A 19,438-nucleotide genomic window follows, 5' to 3' on the forward strand; every position below is an offset into this window, starting at 1 on the left:
GCATGGCACAGACGGTGAAACGACCCCTTCACCGTCTGTGTTTTTTTTATGAAGAAATTGTCACAGGAATCCCATATAAACCACACACATACCGGTGGGGGTTTCAGTAGAATGGATGTTGTAAGCGCTTATGAGAAGGAGGGGGCATGAAACGAATATTGAGTTGTATCCTATTTTTGTGTTGGACAACACAGGTAGAGGCGGAAGAACACTCGATTCCGTTGACTGAACCCATCGTCATTGAGTCGAATGAGCATGTGGATGGAGACGGAAAAACATATACGAGTTGTGGCCATCCCGCATTTATCATGCGTGGAACCGGTGCTGTTCTCGAACGTGTATCAGTACAACAATGTGAGAACGACGATGTACCAGCCATCCAAGTATCTGGTCTCGGACATCAACTGCTTGATGTGTCGATCGAGTCCGCTGGTACTGGACTATTGATTGAGGATAGTTATGGAGTTCGAGTCACACGAATGTCCATTGACGGGAATGGACAGGCGGATGGGATGGTGCTCCTTGATAGTGAGGCGACCGAACTGCGTGGAGTTGTAGTGAAGAGAGTGAGAGACGGGATATACATAGAGAATGGATCTCGGCACACAATCGTTCGACCGGTCGTTTCGCATTCACGCTACGGCATTCACTTGATGTTTCCGACTGACGTGGTGATTTCGGTGCCCGAACTCCATCATAATTTGACCGGTGCGATGATTATGGGAACGAATCGAGTCGTCTTAAAAAATGGGAATGTACACGACCAGTTCGGTGGAACGGCGACGGGGCTGATGCTCTATGAGGCAATCGATACGACCATCGAGATGACGAACGTATCTGGAAATCATATCGGCTTGTTCGCGGAGCAGTCAGTAGGAACGATTCTTGAACGGAATACGATTAACGGCAACGATATCGGCTTTCAATTCAAGCAAGCAACGGGGATGATGATTCTTCAAAATAACCTGTTAGGAAATCGTGAACCGGTGACGATGGTCGAGTCGCATGACAACGTTGTACAAGGAAATGTCTGGGGTGGGACGACGTTGGACCTAGATCGTGACGGGTATAGCGAAATCCCATTTCAAACCGAACCGTACTTGTTCTTATTAACTGATTCATATGAAGCGCTAGAATTATTATACGGGTCCCCGGGACTTCTCCTATTAGAAAACATTCTGAGAAGTCCGAACGATGTATCGTTGACGGACCTTTCACCGCAAACCTATACAGCAAGGTGGGAGTGGAGCGGTTCGATTTGGAATTTAGGGAGTATCATTTTACTTATTATCATTTGGATATTTGGGAGGAAACGACATGAAATCGTATAAACAAGTAGCAGGATTATTATCCATCGCAGGATTATCATTGGCACTCGGAGCATGTTCGAGTGCATCGGCAGAACCGTTTGAAATCAAATGGGGCGAAACAGAGTGTGAAGTGTGTAAAATGAAAGTCATGGATAAGCAGTTCGCAGCGGAAGCCATCATGGAAAATGAAAAAGGATATGCGTTTGATGACATCGGTTGTCTCATGCGTGATTGGTATCCTGAACAAAAAGAAGAAGATATTGCTGCGATGTACGTGAAAGATTTCAATACGAAAGATTGGGTCGAATTAGACGAAGCGATGTTCGTGTACGACAAAGAGTCGAAAACACCAATGGCGTACAATATTCTCTCGTTCGCGAAAGAGGCTGATGCTGAAGCCTATATCGAAGAGAATGGTGGAGATATGATGGACTTCGAACAATTGAAAGACCATTCGTGGGAGCGCGGCGAGATGCACATGAAGATGGATGGCGAAGGCTCAATGGATCAAATGGATCAAGATAGCGAAATGGACATGGATACAGAAGAAGAAGGGCAATAATCGATGTCACTGTGGCGAATGGAATGGGCGCGGAGTCTGAGACAGCGTGAGAACTATGTATTCTTAGTTATATGGATTCTCACGCTCGTTCTACTCGGAGGACTCGGACAAGCACTACCGGTTGCTGCGGACTATACAAACGTAAGTGCGACGCTCATCACGGTGCTCGGTCTGTTACTTCCTCTTTTCATCTTATTGACGACAGCGCTTCATTGGGGACAGGAACAGGAATCGAAGCGATTGAATCTCCTCTCAACATTTACCTATCCTAAATGGAAGTTGATTTTAGTCCGATTCAGTTCATTTCTCGTGACACAAGGACTTATTCTGCTGTTGGCTTTCCTCGTTGCTTCGCTCGTTGTCGGACAATCAGGTGAGACTTGGATGATTTTGTTTTCCTACGCCATTGGATTAACAATCTACGCGACAGCGCTCGGAACTTTGCTTGGACTAATCGCGCGCAAGCGGATTCGAGCGATGTTACTGGCCTTCCTCACATGGACGATCCTCGTGTTGCTTTGGCCAACGCTTCTCGTGACCATCGTTTCCTGGCTCCCTTACGGTATGCAAGTGAACGGCATGATTGTGGCGCTGTTTCTGAATGGATTTGACTTGATGCGTGTATGGGCCAGTACGATTGTATCCTCTTCAGATGTGTTTGGGGATGTCTATCTCCATCTGTTGAATTGGATGCATCGACCGATTGGATACGCTGGAGTCTGGTTGAGCTTGCTTACGGCAAGTGGTTTCTTGTTATCACTTGCCTCGACGGTGATGTACGGAGGGAATCGTCATGATTAACTGTTTGGATGTAGGGAAAAAATACGGTGATTCGTGGTCACTCCATCCCATTCGTGAAGATATCGTCTCGGGGAAAATCGTGGCGTTGTGTGGAAGCAATGGTGCCGGAAAATCGACGCTGTTGAATCTGATGAATGGTACCATCAAACCGAGTACCGGCAACATTCAATTGAATGGTTATACGATCAAACAACGCGCGAAATATAATGAGAGTTTTGGCTATATGCCGGATGATTTCTATTTTGATGAGGCATGGACAGTTGAGGAGACATTCATCTACTACGCTACCTTGCAAGGGGCACATCCGACTCTGGAGATTTTAAAACGAGTCGGTCTGTACGAGCATAAACGAAAGCGCGTCTCCGAACTCTCAAAAGGGATGCGGCAACGTCTCTTGTTGTCTCAAGCTCTTGTAAGCGAACCAGACATCTTGTTGTTGGATGAACCGACGAACGGACTCGATCCGCTATGGATGCAAATGCTCAGCGAACTATTGCGACAAGAGGCCAAACGGGGGGCGACCATCGTGTTTTCAACGCATCAACTTGACGTCGCCGCCATGTTGGCAGATGAGGTCTGGATGATGCGAGCGGGTGCTGTTTGTGGGAAGGTATATGTCCAAGAAGAACAAGCCGCATATGAACGACTAAGAGAATTCTTTTTCGAATCGAAAGATGACACTTGTCAAATGGACGCGGCTCGCACAAAATAATAGACAGTTGAAGTGGTGCTCGGAACCTTCCGACGCCACTATTTTTTTGGGGAGATGGAATGAATGAGAAAAAATGTGACGGTTGCCCTATTACTGGCAACCTTTTTAGCAGCGATTGAAGGGACGGTCGTATCGGTTGCGACACCGGTCATTGCCAGTGAGTTGAACGGAGCGACGCTCGTCAGCTGGGTATTTGCCGCTTTCTTACTTTTTACAGCGGTTTCGACACCGATTTATGGAAAAGTGGCAGACTTATTCGGGCGAAAGCGCGTCCTGTTGTTTGGAATCGGGTTGTTCACCGTGTCTTCATTGTTATGTGGGTTAGCGACATCGATGGAACAACTCATTGTCTTTCGGGCGCTGCAAGGTCTCGGGGCCGGAGCCGTGCTTCCGATTTCGATGACGATTATTGGAGATTTATATAAATACGAAGAGCGTGGGAAAATTCAAGGAATTCTAAGTGCGGTCTGGGGTGTATCGGGTGTGCTTGGCCCCGTCATCGGTGGATTTTTGGTCGAAACGTTGTCTTGGCGTTACGTATTCTTATTAAACGTGCCATTTGCGTTACTCTCGTTCATCATGATTATCGTCTTTTATAAAGAAACCGTCGCTGAAACGAGCGAGCGGATTGATTTGAAAGGTGCTCTCTTGTTCGCTGGAGGAACGACCGCGTTTTTATACGCCTTGATCACGTTCAGTGAAACGAATGAATGGACGACGACCATCGTCGGGAGTGGCGTAATTAGTCTTGTTTTGTTAGGGGGATTCTTCCTATCGGAAAGAAGAGCAACCTCTCCTTTATTGCCGTTTGATTTGCTCAAGCAACCAACGATTGCGGCCATCAACGGCTCTGTCTTTTTTGCAGCTTGGGTGCTCGTTTCAATGTCAGCTTACATCCCAATTTGGGCGCAAGCAGTATTAGGAAAAACAGCAACCGAGGCTGGATTCATGTTGATGCCGTTGTCTGTTGCATGGACATTCACATCGATTATCGGAGGACGGACGCTCGGTGTGGCATCCCCGAGACGTCGCGCGTTGGTTGGTATGGGGTTACTCGTCATCGGAACCCTCACGTTGACACTCTTATCTCAATCAAGCTCGGATTTCTGGGTATATGGTGCGGTGGCTTTGATTGGGGTAGGATTCGGATTGTCACAGCCGATGTTTATCGTCGTCTTACAAACCGTCGTTTCCTATCAGCAACGAGGAACGGCGACTGCGACCAACTCCTTCTTAAGTACGGTCGGTCAAACGCTCGGTGTAGCAGTCTTTGGAGCCGTCTTTAACTTTGTCGTACTCAATGATTTTAAAGAAAGCAGCTCCTTATCCCAAGTGTCTTTGGAAGACTTCTTCAATCAAAGTGTGACGGAGACGTTAAGCGCGTCTGTCCGTCTGCAAGGTGAACAAATCATCGCGACCGGGTTGAATGGGATCTTCATCGGGGCGATGATTGCGGCCGTGATTGCATTCATCATCGCAACTCGTTTGCCGGCCCGCCCACCGGAACCTTCACAGCGTTCGTAAAACAAGGGTATGATGAAGGAAAGGGAGGCGAACCGACATGAAACGTCAAATTGGGATTGTGACACTATTGTTTCTTATGGGATGTACGCCAGAACCGACGAACGAAGGTACGGAGCCACCACCTGCTGAAGAATCGACTCGTGATGAGTCGGCAACATCTGAAGAATCGAATACCACTAAAGAGACGGAACTGAACATCGGGGAAGTGACCGCCGTCGCTGAGAATCTAGAGATCCCGTGGTCACTCGCTCGAAGTGCGGATAAATGGTTCGTATCGGAACGTGGTGGGACCATCACGGTAATCGATGATTCCGGTAGCGCGACGCAATCTGACGTGAACTTGGACGAAGACGTATTTGAGATTGGTGAAGGAGGATTCCTCGGCATCGCGCTGAGCGACGATTTTGAATCGAGTGGCATCCTTTACGCATATCATACGTACGGTTCATCGGGAAGAGACGTCAAGAACCGGGTGGTAGAGTTGACGTGGGATGGAGAACGTTTCGAGGAAACTGGTGTCTTGATTGACGAGATACCAGGGGCACGTTTCCATAACGGTGGACGTCTATTAGTCGATGGAGCGTATCTTTGGGTGACGACGGGCGATGCGCTCGTGCCAGAACTTGCTCAAAACGAGTCATCTTTGGCGGGGAAGATTTTACGAATTCCATTATCGGGTGAAGGCGAACCGACCGACTGGATTTATTCACTTGGTCATCGAAACCCTCAAGGACTCAGCCGGATGGATGATACGCTTTATGCGAGTGAGCATGGGGCGAGTGGACATGACGAGGTCAACGTGATAGAAGAAGGAAACAATTATGGATGGCCACTCATTGAGGCAAACGAGGAACGAGACGGTCTCATCACGCCATGGTTTGAAGTTGGTGAGACGTCTTGGGCACCATCTGGAATTGCGACCGATGAACGGTACGTATACATGGCGACACTTCGGAATGAGCGGCTCGTGGCCATCGATCGTGAAACGAAGCAAGTCACGACAATTGTCGAAGGGGTAGGACGGATTCGTGATGTGTGGTTGAACGACGATACGTTGTATTTTATTTCGAACAATACGGACGGACGAGGCAATCCGCAATCGCAAGACGACAAACTCTATCAAGTGACCATCCGCTAGAAACTGACGAATCCGTCAGTTTCTATTTTTTTTCGTTGTTTCTTCTGGAAGGAACGGTATAATTAAACATGTATTTTGGAAAAAGAAGGGGAATTTAGATGAATCATTCAAACTTGGTACATAAACGAGAAAATTTATACTTCTCATTATTAGTCGCAGCAAGCGTACTCGTCTTGATTTTAGGAATCGTACTGACGATTGCATCGTTCGGTCTTTTCTTGTGGATCATCGGGACGATCATAGCACTCTCAATGTTTACGCACTGGATTCAAATCGGGTATATTCGGACGAACGGTGTCAAGGTGACGCCTCGTCAGTTCACAGAGCTTCATGAGCTGGTTCAACGCGTCGGGGCTGAGATGGGGATTCGTTTGTTGCCAGATGTGTATATCTTACAGGCCGGTGGTGTGTTAAATGCTTTCGCCACGCGATTCTTCCAAAAGAATATGGTCATCTTATATTCTGATGTCGTGGAATTGACACGTACTGGACAGGCGAAAGAAGTCGAGTTTGTCATCGCACATGAATTGGCACATATTCGTCGGAACCACGTTCAAAAACAATGGGTTGTCTTACTTGGTAGCATCATTCCGTTTTTAGGATCAGCTTATTCGCGTGCATGTGAGTATACGTGTGACCGGATGGCAGCGCATTATCTTCAAGATTTTGGAGCGTCGAAACAAGCGTTGACCGTACTTGCGATCGGGGGACCGCTCGCGAAAGAAGTGAATGAGTTTGACTATCTGTATGAAGCGAGCAGAGAGAACGGATTCATCGCGAAATATAGTGAACTGTTGTCGACGCATCCGACGTTACCGAAACGCATTGCAGCGATTGCGACACATGCGGGCGAAGAAAACGTACCGGTCTTTAAAACAGCGGGATATGTGAAAGCCTCTATCATTTCGATGATTCTATTGACTGTCATCGGTAACGGAGCAATCATCGCCTTGCTCGTCATGAACGATGATTTATCTGACTTTGTCGCATCGGCAATGAGCGAAGATCTCGAAGAGGATTGGGGAATGGAATTAGGTGAACCGATTCAAGAATTGACGTTCATGAATGCGAGTTATGAAGAAATTGAAGCGGAACTGGCAAACGTGACGGATGTGAACATTCAAGACGAATATGGAGAAACACCACTCCATAACTTGTTCTATAATGACGACATCGATCCTGAGACGGTCCTCCTCTTACTTGATCACGGTGCAGACGTGACCATCGAGAACGAAGAGGGGATGACACCGATTGATGTGGCACGAGAAATGGGACACGGACCACAACTCATTGATTTAATGGAATCCTATTAATAGTCGCTGAATCCTTGTTTCGAAAGAAATGAGGATTCTTTTTTATGATTCTTGCAAACGTTTGCATAACGCGTGATATACTCATGGGGTAGGGGGGATGTCGGTGAATAGCATTCGGACAAAGTTAACAGGAATGATTGCATTAACCATCATCGTGCCAGTCATTATCGCGACAATCATTTCATTTTGGTATGTGGAGGATCGAGAACGTGAACGCGGTCTTGAAATGACGGAATGGTCGCTTGAACGGGGGACGCGTCAGATGGAACGCTATATCTCTGACTTGAGTCGCTTGCCGACTAGCCTATACGCAGATCGTGACGTATTGGACATACTGGAATACGGACCGGGACTGTCGTTAAGAGAAACGGAGATTGAAGTGCGACGAGCGCTCCTCGCAATGTATTTGTCCCGGGAAGACGTGGCGCAAATTCAGCTGTTGATGCTTGAAGACATGGATTCATTCGCAGCGTATAAAATGAAAGTATCACCGCGTTCCAAAAAAGAACCGAGCGCTGTCCAACGACAGTTGTTGAATAATCCGAAAAGTCGTGTCTTGCTTGAAGCGTCACATCCGCTCATTCCGTATCATGATTTCGGACCAATCATGACACAAGAAGATGTCGTCACCCTCCATTTCAGACTCGATAAAATTGAAACGGACGAACCGCTCGCGATTCTGTCGCTCGATATCCCGGAAGATCTGTTCATCGGACAGTTGGCTTCTCTTCAAAATAGTCCGGAGGAAAGTCTATGGTTCGTTGGTGAGGACAATCGTGTGTTCGCCCATCTTGGAGATGGCGAGATTCCTTCGTCGTTTCAACCGAGATCGCTCTCGACCGATGGAAATCATCATCAAATCACGAAAACATTTGAGTTCGACCATCAGCAATTCTATGTCGGGAAGTCGATTCCAGATCAGCTCTTGACGGAACCGGCTTCACGAACATCGTTCATTATTTTGTTAGTCGGAATCATCTCACTCATTCTGGCATTGATTGGCGCCACGTACGCCTCGATGAAACTGACGACTCCGATTAAGACGTTGACCTCGAACATTTGGCGAATTGAGCAAGGCGATATGACGGTCTCGTTCGATTCCCTCGGAAATGATGAGTTCGGCGTACTCGGGAGACAGTTCAAGCGGATGATTGAGCGAATCGACGATCTGATTCAACGGGAGTATAAGCTTGCCTTAGAGAACCGAACGAATGAACTACGTGCCTTACAGGCGCAAACTAATCCGCACTTCTTATTCAATGCGTTACAGTCGATCGGCACACTGGCTTTAAAGGGAGATGGCAAAACCGTCTATCGATTGATCACACAACTCTCTTCGATGATGCGATATACGATGCATCCAGAAGAGTCGATGGTCACGCTAAAGAGAGAAATCGAGCATTTGAACTCATACATTCGCCTGCAAGACGTTCGTTTTCCAAATCAGTTTCAAGTGAGCGTCTCAGTCCCTGAGGACCTCCATGAACTGATTGTTCCAAAGATGATTTTACAGCCGCTCGCAGAGAACTTTTTCAAACATGGGTTCGAGCGAGACGGCTCGGCTTTAGCGAATCGATTTGACGTGATGGTCTGGATGGAAGGGGCGACACTCGTGATTCGCTGTGAGAACAGCGGACGTTCCTTGACGACGGAAGAATGGGAACGGGTCATGTCACGTATTGAACAAGGGGACTCGACATTTTATGACACAGAGGGTACAGGATTACGAAACATTCGTGATCGACTCATGTTAAACTATAATCGGGAGGCAGAATTTATGTTGGCTACACCTGAAACAGGCGGTTTTCGAATCATGATGCGTTTCCCGGCAACGGATGAAGGGGTGGCATCATGACGAAAGTGTTGATTGTAGATGATGAATCTCCAGTAAGGGAAGCGGTGAAATTACTCGGCGAATGGGAGCGGTTCGGTGTGAAGGCCGTACTCGAGGCGAAGAACGGACTTGAGGCAAAGGCGCTCATCGAGCAGGAGCGACCTGCTTTAATTCTATCGGATATTCAAATGCCACATTGTGATGGAATCGAGCTGATGGAGTGGGTACACGACCACGCTTCATCCTCTAAGCTCGTTGTGTTGACAGGTTACGATGAATATTCGTACATGCGCCGGGCCATCCAGTACGGGAGCTTTGATTATCTGTTGAAGCCGATCGACCCGGATGTACTAAACGATACGTTGTCACGGGCGTTAGCGGGCGTGATGACGGAGTCGAGTGAAGATCCGATTGCCCAAATTGGTACGTACATTGAACAGCACTTTGCGGAAGAGCTGAGTTTGCAAGGAATGAGTGAACGGTTTTACTTAAGTCGGGAGTATATCTCACGACGATTTAAACAACAATATGGCGTGAATCTATCTGAGTACGTGTTGACAATTCGGATGAATGAAGCAAAGCGCCTGTTAGAAACGAGTAGACAGCGTATCTATGAAGTCGCCCAAGCAGTCGGCTTTTCGGACGACAAATATTTCCGAAAGGTCTTTAAAAAACAAGTCGGTGTTACTCCGAACGAATTTCGGGAACAAGTTCAACGACAAGCTTAAAGGAGGAATTCAAACATGAGTGTACACATTGGAGCTCAAGAAGGACAAATTGCAGAAACGGTATTACTTCCAGGGGATCCGCTTCGCGCCAAGTATATCGCGGAAACGTTTTTAGAAGACGTCGAATTATATAACGAAGTTCGTGGCATGTACGGCTTCACGGGAACATACAAAGGAAAACGCATCTCAGTGCAAGGTACAGGGATGGGTGTCCCATCGATGTCGATTTACGTGAATGAACTCATCATGTCGTACGGTGCTAAAAACTTGATCCGTGTCGGAACAGCGGGCGGAATTCAAGAAGATGTTAAGGTACGTGACGTTGTTATCGCGATGAGCGCATCAAGTGAAATGGGACAAAACCGTGTCCGTTTCAACGGAATGGACTATGCGCCAACAGCGACGTTCGACCTCCTACATCGTGCGTATATGAATGCAGAAAAAGCGGGTATCCCGGTCAAAGTCGGACAAATCTTCACGGCTGACCAATTCTATCAAGATGATTTCCATCACTTCAAGAAATGGGCGGACTTCGGTTGCCTCGCGATCGAGATGGAAGCAGCAGGTCTTTACACGCTTGCAGCGAAACATAAAGTGAACGCGTTGACGATCCTCACGATCTCTGACCACTTGTTGACGGGTGAAGAGACGACTTCAGAAGAGCGTCAGTCGACGTTTGATGAAATGATTCGTGTCGCTCTCGACACAGCCGTCGAAGTAACAAACTAAGCGATTTTCCCTATAGCCTTTGGCTGTAGGGATTTTTTGTGTCTAAACCTATTCATCCCTATGAAACGGGTGGAGCACCAGCTAGACTAAGAATAAGATCACGGGAAAGAGGAATTGTCCGATGAAAACTCCATCACGTTTTATATTATATGCAATCGTATTCTTTGCCTTTTTTGATTTATTCGCCCAACTTCCGATCATGAGCACATTTGCGGTATCCGTTGGGGCATCCTCGTTTATCGCTGGCTTTTCCATTGCAATCTATTCGTTGACGAACACGTTTGGAAATATGTTATCTGGTATATGGACTGACAGAAATGGTCCATATCCGGTTTTGGTTCTCGGCTTGTTTCTGACGAGCTTCAGTTTATTGGCTTATCAGTTCGTCGACTCAGCATTTATGTTGCTGTTTGTACGGTGTATTCATGGCTTTATGGCCGGACTCATCGTCCCAGCTGCATTTACGCTGTCGGCGAACGTCACCGCGATGAACCGTCAAGGTAAGAAAGTCGCCATTACCGGTAGTTTCGTCGGGTTAGCTGCCATTATCGGTCCAGCATTCAGCGGTATCGTCGCAAGCATCACATCGCCACCAACTGTCTTTTTATTCGTCTCTTTATTCGGTTGGGTGATTCTCATCGTGACGATTGTGACAATGCGAGGAAGTCAAACGGTCGAGACAATAATAGAAAAAGAGAGGACACGGGAAAAACCGGATCCGAAAGTGCTTCGTGCCTATTGGGGCGCTTTTTTCCTCATGTTTTCTCAAGGGGCGCTCGCCTTTTTACTGCCGCTCCATGTGCAGGAACTTGGATATGATTCACGATTGAGCGGGACATTGCTCAGTATGTTCGGCGTGGTAGCCGTCCTGTTCTTTTTATTGCCGACGAACCGATTGTTTGATCGATTCTCTCCGACAAAGTTGACCGCACTTGGGGTGGCTATCATCGGGATAAGCCAGGTGTTAATTGGACAATCGGGTGTACAAACTAGCCTGTATGGGGTACTTGCCTTATATGGTGTCGGGTTTGCCATTTTATTCCCGGCCATTAATACGTTGTTGATCCAATCGACCTCTCCACAAAATCGAGGGAAAGCATACGGGGCGTTCTATGCCTTTTTCTCTCTCGGAACGGTAGCGGGGTCATCATTCTTAAGTGTTCTTCCACTCTCGATCGTCCAGCAGTTCACACTGACCGGCTTGATTTTAGGGAGCGCAAGCCTGCTCTTTCTGATCAGCGCGCGAAAAAGAGTACGGATGTTTTGACACGAGGGAAGCAATCGCTTACTCTATGATTAAGCGTTTAAACATTTAAACGCTTTGTATTATAGTAGGTTGATGAAAGCGTTTTTTTAGATTCACGTTTCACACGATGATAAAATGAGATAAATGTGATGAATCATAAGGAGGAAAGTTTATGCTGGCACCGATTGAACAGTTGACGATTGACGAGCTAGTCCAGAAACAGCGCCGCTTCTTTAAAACACAGGCGACAAAATCGATGGCATTTCGTTTGAGCATGCTGACGTTTTTAAAGGAGTCCATTAAGCATTATGAAGCGGATTTGCTAGAGGCGCTTCGCGAAGATTTGAACAAGTCCGAATTGGATGCGTATACGACGGAAATCGGATTTATTTACGATGAGATTTCACGAACGACGCGTGAATTGAAGCGGTGGATGCGTCCGAAGCGTGTCCGTGGGACGGCGATTCATCTTGGGATGAAGAGTGAGATTCAATATGAGCCGTACGGCACGGTGTTGATCATCGCTCCATGGAATTATCCATTCCAATTGGCTGTTGCTCCACTCATTGGTGCGATTGCCGCAGGGAATACAGCCGTTGTCAAACCTTCAGAATTGACGCCGAATGTTGCGCGTGTCCTGACGCAGGTGCTCGAGCGTGCCTTCACCGATCGATATGTGGCAAGTGTCGAAGGGGATAAAGATACAGCGCAAGAGCTGTTGGCACAAAAATGGGATTACATCTTCTTCACGGGATCGACGCAAGTCGGGCGAATCGTCAATCAGGCGGCAGCGAAGCATCTGACGCCAGTCACGCTCGAACTAGGTGGGAAATCACCAGTCATCGTTCACGGAGATGCGAACGTCTCCATTGCGGCAAAACGTGTCGCCTGGGGTAAATGGATGAACGCCGGTCAAACATGTGTCGCACCAGACTATGTGCTCGTCCACGAATCGCAACAAGAAGCATTTTTAGAAGCGATTAAACAAGAGGCGTTTGCGATGTTTGGGAATGGTGTCGGCACGAAACGATACACGCGCATCGTCAATGAATCACACTTCGACCGTTTGGCTCACTATTTGACAGAAGGTGACCTTGTGTTCGGTGGAGAGATGAACCGGGATGAGCTTAAAATTGCGCCGACCGTCATGACGAATCTTCATGAAGATGCTGATGTGATGAAAGATGAGATTTTCGGTCCGATTTTACCAGTCATTCCATATCGTCAATTGGATGAAGTGATCGAGTTCATCTCAGACCGACCACACCCATTGGCGCTCTATCTCTTTACAGAGTCAAAGGACGTGGAAAGAACCGTCATGAAGCACCTTTCCTTCGGTGGCGGGTGTGTGAACGATGTCATCATGCATTTGACGAACCCAAATCTACCGTTTGGTGGAGTGGGCGAGAGCGGAATGGGGGCCTATCATGGGCGAACGAGTTTTGAGACATTCAGCCACGCGAAGTCTATTTTAAAAAATACGACAAAATTTGATTTACCAGTCCGGTATCCGAACTTCAAACCGGCTGAACAATTGATTCGACTGATTCAACGATGAATCGATGTAAAGATTCGGGGTCATACCCGAATCTTTTTATTTTCAAAAGATTGTTTGAAATGTCACATACTTTTATGATACTCCCTGTCACACTCCTGTATAATAAAGTCATAAATGGAACGGACGAATGAAACGTGGAGGGAGCACCGACCTATGTCAATGCAATGTGGAACGACCCAACCGAACAGTTTTGTATTCTCAGATGAAACGAAACAGCTGTTACTCGAAATGATGACGCTTCAGCATCATCCAAAAGCGAGTATCGTGTGTTGGGAAGGTGAGAAGTGTGATAAGTTCTTTTATTTGAAGAGTGGATCTGTCAAATTCACGAAAATCACGAAAAAGGGAAATCCACTCGTCATGTTCATGTATGGATCGGATGATTTCTTTGGTGAGTTTGACATCGTGGAGACATTCCCTAGTTCGTATAGCATCGAAACGACTGAAGAGAGTACCATCGGGACGATTTCAAAACGAGAGTTAGAATCGCTTATGCAGCGCGATATCCGTTTTGCCGGAGAAATCTTGCGCTGGACATCGATGATGCGTAAGCATTCCGAAATGAAAGTGCGCGACTTATTGTTGTATGGAAAACCTGGTGCATTGGCTTCGACGTTACTTCGAATGGCCGCGATGCATGGAGTGGAGGAAGAAGATGCAATCGTGATTCCTCGTCATCCGTCTGACGGAGAACTCGGACAACTGATTGGAGCACCGCGTGAGACGGTGAATCGATTGATCAGTCAGTGGCGAAAAGAAGGTGTCATCAGCACAACAACGAAATCAATCATCATTCGCGATGTCGACTTTTTAAAAGAGTTATGCCATTGCGAAGGCTGCCCGGCAGGAATATGTCGTTTGTAAACCGCCCCATGTGGAGGCGGTTTTTTGTGGATTGGTTTTGTACAAATGTGAACTTTATGTGTTGAAACTACGCAAAATTGATGTGATTGTCACTTTTGGAGTGATAAATATCACATATTATCACCAGAGCGATTGCATACAATAAAGGTGGAAAAACAAGCGAAAGGGGTCTTACACGTGGAACATAAAGATGGACAAGAACCGAATTTAAAAGGAACGTTCACATCGGTCATGATCGTGGCGGGTGTCATCATCGCCATGTGGTCATCAGTCTTTTACTTATTCGTCACTCGGTAAGAATTCAGGGAGGAGGGTCTCATCATGCATATTCATAAACTAGAAAAATATTGGCTTACATTCGGCATCATTCTGCTCGCAGTCTTCCTGACTGTTCTCGGGGTATCCGCATTCGCGGCAGGTAATCAACCCGCATCGGATGCAGACTTGATTGACCCGGCAAAAGTAAATCAGACGGCTCCGTTCGACAAACCAGGACTTCATCAAATTGGTGAAAATGAATATGAGCTCGTCATGATCGCACAAGCGTTTACGTTCACACCAGGGAATGTTGAAATTCCAAAAGGGGCAAAAGTGACGTTCCTCGTGACATCACCTGACGTCGTCCACGGATTTCAGTTGACGGGTACGCCGGTCAACATGATGATCGTCCCGGGACATATCAACTCGTTGACGTACACATTCGAGGAAGCTGGCGAATTTTTAATCTTGTGTAACGAATATTGCGGTACAGGGCATCACATGATGTCGACTAAAATCAAGGTGGTGGAATAAATGAATGACGTATCATCTAAACTGAAGCAATGGGAGATGGAACGCGGCGTACCGGTTCCGAGTATCGGAGCAAAAGAGGCACGTCTTGCCTATGGACATGTTCTCGTATCCGTTCTCGCCATCTTGATTGGGGCGCTAGCTGGATTGACTCAGACATTGATTCGGACGGGTGTCATTCCTGAAATCTTTGGATACTATCAACTTCTGACTGCGCACGGGATCATGCTTGGAATCGTCTTTACGACGATGTTCATTATCGGTCTTTTATATGCCTTATTGGCGAAGTCGTTCGGTCGCTTTGAATCGTTCCCGACACGTGTCGCTTGGCTCGGTTTTTGGACGATGATCATCGGTGCTGTCATGGTAACCGTCATGATTTTGGCCAATAAAGGGACGGTCTTATATACGTTTTATGCGCCGCTCATGGCAGATCCGCTCTTCTATGTCGGACTCGTGTTATTCGTAGTCGGGACATGGTTGTCGTCTTTCGCGATGTTCCGCATGTATGCGGATTACAAGCGTGACAACCCTGGTATCCATCCACCACTTCCGGCGTATATGAGTATCATGACGATGCTTCTTTGGGACATTGCGACACTTGGTGTTGCAGCAACGATTTTATTCCAACTCCTTCCGCTCTCGTTAGGATGGACGGATACAGTCGGAATCGAGTTATCTCGTACATTGTTCTGGTACTTCGGTCACCCGCTCGTTTATTTCTGGCTCATGCCGGCATACATCGTGTGGTATACGGTCGTACCGAAAGTGATTGGTGGGAAGATCTTCTCGGATGCGTTGGCGCGGATGGCGTTCTTGCTGTTCCTACTCTTCTCATTCCCGGTCGGTTTCCACCATCAGTTGACAGAGCCAGGGATTGAACCGTTCTGGAAATTCGTTCAAGTCATCTTGACGTTCTTAGTCGTCATCCCATCATTTATGACAGCATTCTCGCTCTTTGCGACGTTTGAACTTCGAGGTCGTGCCCTTGGCGCGAAAGGACTGTTCGGATGGGTGAAGAAAATGCCATATGGCGATGTTCGCTTCCTTGCTCCTTTCGTTGGGATGTTGTTCTTCATCCCGGCTGGCGCAGGTGGAATCATCAACGCTTCGCACCAATTGAATGCAATGGTCCACAATACGTTATGGGTCACAGGACACTTCCACATCACAGTAGGTACTGCCGTCGCCTTAACCTTCTTCGGAACAGCGTACTGGCTAGTCCCAGTCCTACGTGGTCGCACGTTGACGAAGGCGATGAACAAGCTTGGATTGATTCAAGCAGGAACATGGGCATTCGGTATGGCGATCATGTCCTATGCAATGCATATCTCAGGATTGAACGGGAACCCACGTCGTACGGGTCCGGCAACTTATTTCTCAGATGCATTGACGCGTGAATGGATCCCATATCATGTCATGATGGCAATCGGGGGAACAATTTTGTTCATCTCTGTTCTCATCTTCGTCTACTCGATGTTCAACTTGTCATTCCTCGCTCCAAAAGGCGAAGAAGAATTCCCGCTCGCTGAGACAGAAGAGGCGGCGATGGATACACCGCGTTACTTCGAGAATTGGAAGCTATGGATTACCGTGACATTTGTCTTGATCGCATTTGCATACACCGTTCCAATCTGGCACTTGATTGAGAGTGCGCCTCCAGGAGCGCGTGGTTGGGTACTCTGGTAAACTGAAGTCAGCTCATTCGTGAGCTGACTTCTTTTGTGTGAGGAGGAACGATATGAACATATTAGACGTCATCCGTGCGGCTCGTTCGATGCACTCAGAGAATCGACCGTTTTTGGTAGCGATTGATGGACTGAGCGGAGCGGGCAAGACAACGCTCGTCTCACATTTGAGCAATGAGCCGAGTGTTTACGTTCTTCACATCGATGACTATATCGTTGAACGGGACAGACGCTATCAGACCGGACAGCCTGAACCGGTGGAGTATTACGCACTTCAATGGGATGTCTCGCGCTTAGAACGTGAACTGTTTCGTCCATTGAGGAATGGGATGACGGAATTGACGTTACCTCGTTACGTGTATGAACGAGATGTCATCGCAGAAGAGATCGTGGACGTATCATTCGCGCATACGGTTGTCGTAGAAGGGATTTTTCTACAACGTCCTGAATGGCGTTCTTATTTCGACTATGTGATTTATCTCGACTGTCCCCGAAAAGTTCGGTACGAGCGAGTTTTGAACCGGGATACATACCTCGGTGATCCGACAACACGGCTTGAGAAATACAAGCGCCGGTACTGGCCAGGAGAAAATTTGTATCTTCGGGACGTCGACCCGAAAAGAGGGGCAGATAGCGTGCTCTGACTGAACGTTTTAACATCTGACGCACGTGTCAGATGTTTTTTGTTTGGAGAAAATTTGAAAAAATGATTGACGTCTTAGTGTATTACGCTAATAATACAGTTAGGAAGTGTATTAACCATGTCATACACTTAGAAAGGTGATGAACATGCAATTCAATACGAGGACACCAGTTTACCTACAAGTCGTCGACTACTTCAAGAAGAAGATGGCACTCGGTAAACTGAAAGCCGGGGATGAAATGCCATCCCGGCGAGAACTAGCGAATGATTTAAAAATTAATCCGAACACCGTTCAAAAAGCGTTCAAAGAAATGGAGGACCAACAATTGATTACGACCGAACGAAATCGACCGAGTCGTGTAACGACAGATGGTACGGTATTGGCACAAATCCGCTCTGAGATTGTAGATGACGCGGTCGCGGTATTTGTGGAAGCGATTCAAGAACTCGACGTCTCGGTAGACGAGCTGGTCGATAAGATTAAACGTCAGTACAAGGAGGGGACGTACGATGATCGAAGTGTTGGGAGTTAAAAAGCGCTATCGCCGGAAACAAGTTATTGAAGACGTTTCGTTCACAGCGAATAAAGGGGAGATTACGTGCCTCATTGGACTAAACGGAACGGGGAAATCGACGTTATTGAAAGGCATCATGGGATTGACACCTTTCGATAAAGGTTCGGTATTGATTGATGGAAAACCAATTGATTTGAATCGTGTCGCCTTTGTCGCCGACCATGCGATGTTCCCAATTCATTTCACGATTGAACAATGTGAGGCGTTTATGAAAGATTTTTATCCGACATTTGATTCGGCATTATTTGCTCGTCTCGTCGAAGATTTTAAATTATTCCCGGAAGATAAGTTGAGCGAGTTATCGAAAGGGACGCTCGCCAAAGCGAATCTTGCGCTCGGCATTGCCCAAGACCCTGATTATCTATTGCTCGATGAGCCGTTCTCAGGAATCGATGTCTTTTCGAAAGAACAGATTGTTGAACTGTTCTCAAGTGAAATCATGGAGAGCCGGGGCGTCCTCATTACGACACATGAAATAGAGGATATCGAGTACTTGATCGACAAGGCAGTCATGTTGAATAACGGACGCATCGTTCGTGAGTTTGACGTCGAGGATGTCCGTTTCATTCACGGGAAGTCAATCGTCGATGTGATGAGAGAGGAGTACGGGGCATGAATCTATTGAAACTATTGAGTTGGGAAGTTGAACGTGTCACGAAACCGTTCTTGACATTAGTCGCAGGTCTTATCGTTATACAGTTTGGATATCTCGGTTACTTTTTATGGGACGAAACAAACTTTTATGAACAGTTGCGACGTGAAGGAAATGCGGACTATCAACTATCATTTTTAAATTACTTAAATGGCACTCCGTATCTTTTATCACTCGGAATTGCCGTTGCTGCCGTGTTGCTGTACAGCGTATGGATCTGGTATCGCGATTTTCAAGGACGAGGGACGTTCATGATGCGACTGCTCACGATGCCACAAAAGCGGATGACCTTGTTCTTCGCTAAACTCGCTACCATTTTAATGATGACGTTAGGGTTATTTGCCATCGAATGGATTGCCCTCAAATTACAGTACATAGCGTTCACGAGTTGGTTTGATGGAAAGATGATACCGATGGGAGGCTCATTCGAGCAAGCTATTTCCTACCATGGGATGTTAATGGTTATGTATCCTTCTTCGCTCATCAACTTTGTCATTCATCAATTGATAATCACGATTGCTGTGCTCTTCATCTTCACATTCGTGTTGATTGAACGAAGTTTCTGGCAACGGACGATGTGGTCACCGGTACTTAGCTTGTCGATTCTAGTTGTCATCTTGACCATTCCAATTTTAGGATACGCGTTCCTGTCGAATCGACTAATTTATGATGAGACGATCGTGTACGTCGGTATGGTATTGGTCGTATGGGCAAGTGTGACGATTTGGCTAGGTCGAAGATTTTTACAGACGAAACTGAATGTGTGAGGTGA

Annotated in this window: 20 protein-coding genes; all 20 read left to right on the forward strand. The window is 46.9% G+C overall.

Going from position 1 to position 19,438, the window contains the following annotated elements; all coding sequences use genetic code 11:
- Positions 1 to 146: 146 nt before the first annotated feature.
- The 20 genes from KNO78_RS12955 (at position 147) to KNO78_RS13050 (ending at position 19,433) form a co-directional block, all read left to right on the forward strand.
- On the forward strand, positions 147 to 1,331 hold the full coding sequence (locus KNO78_RS12955) for a right-handed parallel beta-helix repeat-containing protein (protein WP_214691475.1): 1,185 nt from the start codon (positions 147 to 149) through the stop codon (positions 1,329 to 1,331).
- The gene (locus KNO78_RS12960) at positions 1,318 to 1,872 is read left to right on the forward strand and encodes a nitrous oxide reductase accessory protein NosL (protein ID WP_214691476.1); all 555 of its coding nucleotides are present in this window, start codon (positions 1,318 to 1,320) and stop codon (positions 1,870 to 1,872) included. Before KNO78_RS12955 ends, KNO78_RS12960 begins: the two co-directional genes overlap by 14 nt.
- A gap of 3 nt (positions 1,873 to 1,875) precedes the next feature.
- A complete protein-coding gene (locus tag KNO78_RS12965) occupies positions 1,876 to 2,673 on the forward strand; it encodes an ABC-2 transporter permease (protein ID WP_159563549.1) in 798 nt (265 codons plus the stop codon).
- Positions 2,666 to 3,385, forward strand: a complete 720-nt coding sequence (locus KNO78_RS12970) for an ABC transporter ATP-binding protein (protein WP_214691477.1) — start codon at positions 2,666 to 2,668, stop codon at positions 3,383 to 3,385. The genes KNO78_RS12965 and KNO78_RS12970 overlap by 8 nt, the downstream gene beginning before the upstream one ends.
- Before the next feature lie 63 nt (positions 3,386 to 3,448).
- Complete coding sequence (locus tag KNO78_RS12975; RefSeq protein ID WP_214691478.1) at positions 3,449 to 4,909, forward strand: MDR family MFS transporter; 1,461 nt, start codon at positions 3,449 to 3,451, stop codon at positions 4,907 to 4,909.
- Between the two features lie 37 nt (positions 4,910 to 4,946).
- A complete protein-coding gene (locus KNO78_RS12980) occupies positions 4,947 to 6,047 on the forward strand; it encodes a PQQ-dependent sugar dehydrogenase (protein WP_214691479.1) in 1,101 nt (366 codons plus the stop codon).
- A gap of 98 nt (positions 6,048 to 6,145) precedes the next feature.
- Entirely contained in the window at positions 6,146 to 7,360 is a 1,215-nt protein-coding gene (locus tag KNO78_RS12985) for a M48 family metallopeptidase (RefSeq protein ID WP_214691480.1), read from the forward strand.
- Between the two features lie 97 nt (positions 7,361 to 7,457).
- Complete coding sequence (locus KNO78_RS12990; protein ID WP_074037752.1) at positions 7,458 to 9,215, forward strand: sensor histidine kinase; 1,758 nt, start codon at positions 7,458 to 7,460, stop codon at positions 9,213 to 9,215.
- The gene (locus tag KNO78_RS12995) at positions 9,212 to 9,922 is read left to right on the forward strand and encodes a response regulator transcription factor (RefSeq protein WP_074037751.1); all 711 of its coding nucleotides are present in this window, start codon (positions 9,212 to 9,214) and stop codon (positions 9,920 to 9,922) included. The genes KNO78_RS12990 and KNO78_RS12995 overlap by 4 nt, the downstream gene beginning before the upstream one ends.
- 15 nt (positions 9,923 to 9,937) lie before the next feature.
- Positions 9,938 to 10,651: a purine-nucleoside phosphorylase gene (gene deoD, locus KNO78_RS13000; RefSeq protein ID WP_015880817.1), complete on the forward strand. Its 714-nt coding sequence runs from the start codon at positions 9,938 to 9,940 to the stop codon at positions 10,649 to 10,651.
- A 121-nt stretch (positions 10,652 to 10,772) separates the two neighbouring features.
- The gene (locus KNO78_RS13005) at positions 10,773 to 11,918 is read left to right on the forward strand and encodes an MFS transporter (protein ID WP_159563554.1); all 1,146 of its coding nucleotides are present in this window, start codon (positions 10,773 to 10,775) and stop codon (positions 11,916 to 11,918) included.
- A 151-nt stretch (positions 11,919 to 12,069) separates the two neighbouring features.
- Positions 12,070 to 13,455, forward strand: a complete 1,386-nt coding sequence (locus KNO78_RS13010; protein WP_074037749.1) for an aldehyde dehydrogenase — start codon at positions 12,070 to 12,072, stop codon at positions 13,453 to 13,455.
- Between the two features lie 153 nt (positions 13,456 to 13,608).
- Positions 13,609 to 14,319, forward strand: coding sequence for a Crp/Fnr family transcriptional regulator (locus KNO78_RS13015; protein ID WP_015880820.1), 711 nt, complete (start codon positions 13,609 to 13,611; stop codon positions 14,317 to 14,319).
- Between the two features lie 177 nt (positions 14,320 to 14,496).
- Positions 14,497 to 14,616, forward strand: a complete 120-nt coding sequence (locus tag KNO78_RS13020; RefSeq protein ID WP_224863290.1) for a cytochrome c oxidase subunit 2A — start codon at positions 14,497 to 14,499, stop codon at positions 14,614 to 14,616.
- Between the two features lie 24 nt (positions 14,617 to 14,640).
- Positions 14,641 to 15,111 carry a cytochrome c oxidase subunit II gene (locus tag KNO78_RS13025; RefSeq protein WP_015880821.1) on the forward strand — a complete coding sequence of 157 codons (471 nt, stop codon included), beginning with the start codon at positions 14,641 to 14,643 and terminating at the stop codon, positions 15,109 to 15,111.
- Positions 15,112 to 16,797 carry a b(o/a)3-type cytochrome-c oxidase subunit 1 gene (locus KNO78_RS13030; protein WP_074037747.1) on the forward strand — a complete coding sequence of 562 codons (1,686 nt, stop codon included), beginning with the start codon at positions 15,112 to 15,114 and terminating at the stop codon, positions 16,795 to 16,797.
- Between the two features lie 52 nt (positions 16,798 to 16,849).
- Positions 16,850 to 17,440: a kinase gene (locus KNO78_RS13035; RefSeq protein ID WP_214691481.1), complete on the forward strand. Its 591-nt coding sequence runs from the start codon at positions 16,850 to 16,852 to the stop codon at positions 17,438 to 17,440.
- A gap of 139 nt (positions 17,441 to 17,579) precedes the next feature.
- Complete coding sequence (locus tag KNO78_RS13040) at positions 17,580 to 17,972, forward strand: GntR family transcriptional regulator (protein WP_074037745.1); 393 nt, start codon at positions 17,580 to 17,582, stop codon at positions 17,970 to 17,972.
- Positions 17,950 to 18,630 (forward strand): ATP-binding cassette domain-containing protein, encoded by a 681-nt coding sequence (locus tag KNO78_RS13045; protein ID WP_074037744.1) that lies wholly within the window; start codon positions 17,950 to 17,952, stop codon positions 18,628 to 18,630. The genes KNO78_RS13040 and KNO78_RS13045 overlap by 23 nt, the downstream gene beginning before the upstream one ends.
- Positions 18,627 to 19,433 carry a hypothetical protein gene (locus tag KNO78_RS13050; RefSeq protein WP_159563558.1) on the forward strand — a complete coding sequence of 269 codons (807 nt, stop codon included), beginning with the start codon at positions 18,627 to 18,629 and terminating at the stop codon, positions 19,431 to 19,433. Before KNO78_RS13045 ends, KNO78_RS13050 begins: the two co-directional genes overlap by 4 nt.
- Positions 19,434 to 19,438: the final 5 nt, after the last annotated feature.

Source organism: Exiguobacterium sp. s132, assembly GCF_018617235.1.
Lineage (GTDB): Bacteria > Bacillota > Bacilli > Exiguobacteriales > Exiguobacteriaceae > Exiguobacterium > Exiguobacterium profundum.